This window comes from Kitasatospora sp. NPDC004799, assembly GCF_040609095.1.
In the GTDB taxonomy this organism is placed as follows: Bacteria; Actinomycetota; Actinomycetes; order Streptomycetales; family Streptomycetaceae; genus Kitasatospora.
This window is the reverse complement of the sequence record NZ_JBEXJK010000667.1, coordinates 1-2644: the sequence shown is the minus strand read 5'-3', so window position 1 is coordinate 2644 and position 2644 is coordinate 1. Positions and strand designations below refer to the sequence as shown.

4 protein-coding genes are annotated in these 2644 nt (G+C 73.6%); all 4 read left to right on the top strand.

Going from position 1 to position 2644, the window contains the following annotated elements:
• Window positions 1-610: RICIN domain-containing protein (locus ABZW03_RS39670; protein WP_355269572.1), on the top strand; the 610-nt coding region annotated here is incomplete at its 5' end.
• A 164-nt stretch (window positions 611-774) separates the two neighbouring features.
• Window positions 775-1119 carry a hypothetical protein gene (locus tag ABZW03_RS39665; protein ID WP_355269570.1) on the top strand — a complete coding sequence of 115 codons (345 nt, stop codon included), beginning with the start codon at window positions 775-777 and terminating at the stop codon, window positions 1117-1119.
• A 187-nt stretch (window positions 1120-1306) separates the two neighbouring features.
• The gene (locus ABZW03_RS39660; protein ID WP_355269568.1) at window positions 1307-1945 is read left to right on the top strand and encodes an ATP-dependent Clp protease proteolytic subunit; all 639 of its coding nucleotides are present in this window, start codon (window positions 1307-1309) and stop codon (window positions 1943-1945) included.
• Between the two features lies 1 nt (window position 1946).
• Window positions 1947-2549 carry an ATP-dependent Clp protease proteolytic subunit gene (locus ABZW03_RS39655; RefSeq protein ID WP_355269566.1) on the top strand — a complete coding sequence of 201 codons (603 nt, stop codon included), beginning with the start codon at window positions 1947-1949 and terminating at the stop codon, window positions 2547-2549.
• Window positions 2550-2644: the final 95 nt, after the last annotated feature.

Below are 2644 nucleotides of genomic sequence, written 5' to 3'. Positions count from 1 at the left end.
CCTGGCCTCCGGCGGGCTCGGCGCGCGCGGCTACCGGGTGCTGGTGGTCGGGCTCGCCATGTCGGCGCTCGCCTCGGCCGTCATCCAGGTCGCGACGTCCCCGTCCGTGCCGGCACCGGGGCCCGACCCCGCGCCGCCCGGCCGCCTCGGCGGCACCCCGGTGACCCCGCCCGCCGGAGCGGTGGAGATCAGGAACGGCCACAGCCTGCAGTGCGTGGCCACCCCCGGCGGCAGCCGGGAGGAGGGCCAGCAGGTCCAGCAGTACCCCTGCGGGGACTACCCCGACCACTTCTGGGAGGCCCGGAAGGCCTACACGGACGCCGAGGGCGACACGTACTACCGGGTCGTCAGCTACAACAGCGCCCTGTGCCTGTCCGTGCGGGACTCCAGCACCGCCGCCACCGCCCAGGTCGTCCAGTCCGCGTGCGGCGACGGCCCCGCACAGGCCTGGAAGATCGAGAAGTGGCCGAACGGCATCCGCCTCGTCAACGGCAACAGCCGCCAGTGCCTGGCCGTCGCCTACGGCAGCAACGCCCCGCAGGCCCCGCTGATGCAGTACCCGTGCGGCGACTACCCGGACCACTACTGGGCCTACGGCCCGCGCCGGTAGCCCCCCGCTCCCCGCGTTGTCCGCGGACGCGCCGGATTGTCCGCCGCCCACCTGGCCCGCGGCCGGGTTCCCGTTGCTGGACAATCCGCGCCCGCCGCACGGTCGGATCTCCACCGGTCGACAGCCCGGACGGCTCTCGACCACCCCCGGAGAAAGGGACCGCCATGCGTCTCAGGAAGATCGCGGCCGCCGGCCTGCTGGCCCTGACCGTCACCGCCGTCGGCGCCGGCACGGCCGACGCGCAGACCTACGTCATCAAGGGCGCCTACGGCTACTACGACGGCAACAAGCACATGTTCGGCATCGGCGACACCGAGCCCGACGGCGAGTACCCGTACGTGCAGTGGAGCGTCAACGGCGTCAGCCAGAGCTCCCTGCCCAACTACAACGGCAACGGCTCCTGGCGGGACTACTACCTGCCGTCCGGCCAGTGGGGGCAGTCCTTGGCCTGGCGGATCTGCCGCTCCGGCGGCGGTGGCTGCTCGCCCTGGCTGTACGAGACCTCCTGACCCGGCTCCTCGACCCCCGTCCCGCCGCTGCCACCGCGCAGCGGCGGGACGGGCCCGTCCGCGCGACGGGGGCGCAGGACGGCTCTGCCCGTGGCGAATCTGCGGCGGGCAGAGGGATGGCCCCCGGGGGCGTCGGCGGGCCGAGAGTGGAGGGGACGGCAACTCCCCGGCCCCGCAAGGAGCGCAGATGACCCCCTTCACCCCGACCCCGCCCCGCGCGGCGCAGGGCGACACCCCGCCCAGCGCCTTCGACGACCACCTCGCCGCGCAGCTGCTCGCCCAGCGGATCGTCCTGCTCGGCACCCAGGTCGACGACGTGTCGGCCAACCGGGTGTGCGCGCAGCTGCTGCTGCTGTCGGCGGAGGACCCGCGCACCGACATCGCCCTGTACATCAACAGCCCCGGCGGCTCGGTCACCGCGGGCCTCGCGATCTACGACACCATGCGGCTGATCCCGAACGACGTCTCGACGCTGGCGATGGGCTTCGCCGCCAGCATGGGCCAGTTCCTGCTCACCGTGGGCGCACCCGGCAAGCGGTTCGCGCTGCCGAACGCGCGGATCATGATGCACCAGCCCTCGGCGGGCATCGGCGGCACCACCGCGGACATCGAGATCCAGGCGGAGAACCTCCAGTTCACCAAGCGGGCCATCGAGCGGATCACCGCCGAGCACACCGGGCAGAGCGAGCAGACCATCGCGGCCGACGGCGACCGGGACCGCTGGTTCACTGCCGAACAGGCCCGGGAGTACGGGCTGGTGGACCGGGTGGTGGAGTCGGTCGCCGACATCCGCCCGGCCGCCTCCCGCCGACGGATCGGACTCTGACATGGGCTCGTACCCGGTTCCCTACGTCATCGAGCGCACCGCGCAGGGCGAGCGCACCTACGACGTGTTCAGCCGGCTGCTGAACGAGCGGATCATCTTCCTCGGCACCGAGATCGACGACGGCGTCGCCAACGTGGTCATCGCCCAGCTCCTGCACCTGGAGTCGGAGAACCCGGAACGCGAGATCTCGATCTACCTCAACTCGCCCGGCGGATCGTTCACCTCGCTGATGGCGATCTACGACACCATGACCTTCGTGCAGGCGCCGATCTCCACCTTCTGCGTCGGCCAGGCGGCCTCCACGGCGGCGGTGCTGCTGGCCGGCGGGGACCCCGGACGGCGGTTCGTGCTCCGGCACGCCCGGGTGCTGCTCGGCCAGCCGGCCAGCGGCGGGCGGCAGGGGACGGTCTCCGACCTCAGCCTCGCGGCCAAGGAGATGGTCCGCATCCGCTCCCAGGTCGAGGAGGTCCTGGCCCGGCACACCCGCCACGACCCGGCGACGCTGCGCGCCGACATGGACCGGGACAAGGTGCTCACCGCCGAGGAGGCCGTCGCCTACGGCATCGCCGACCAGGTGCTGAGCCGGCGGCTGCCCTTCGGCTGAACCCTGGACCCGACCCCGCCCGGGGGGGGGGGGGGGGGCCCCCCCCCCCCGGCCCCCCCCCCCCCCCCCCCGGGGGGCCCGGCCGGGCCCGCGGA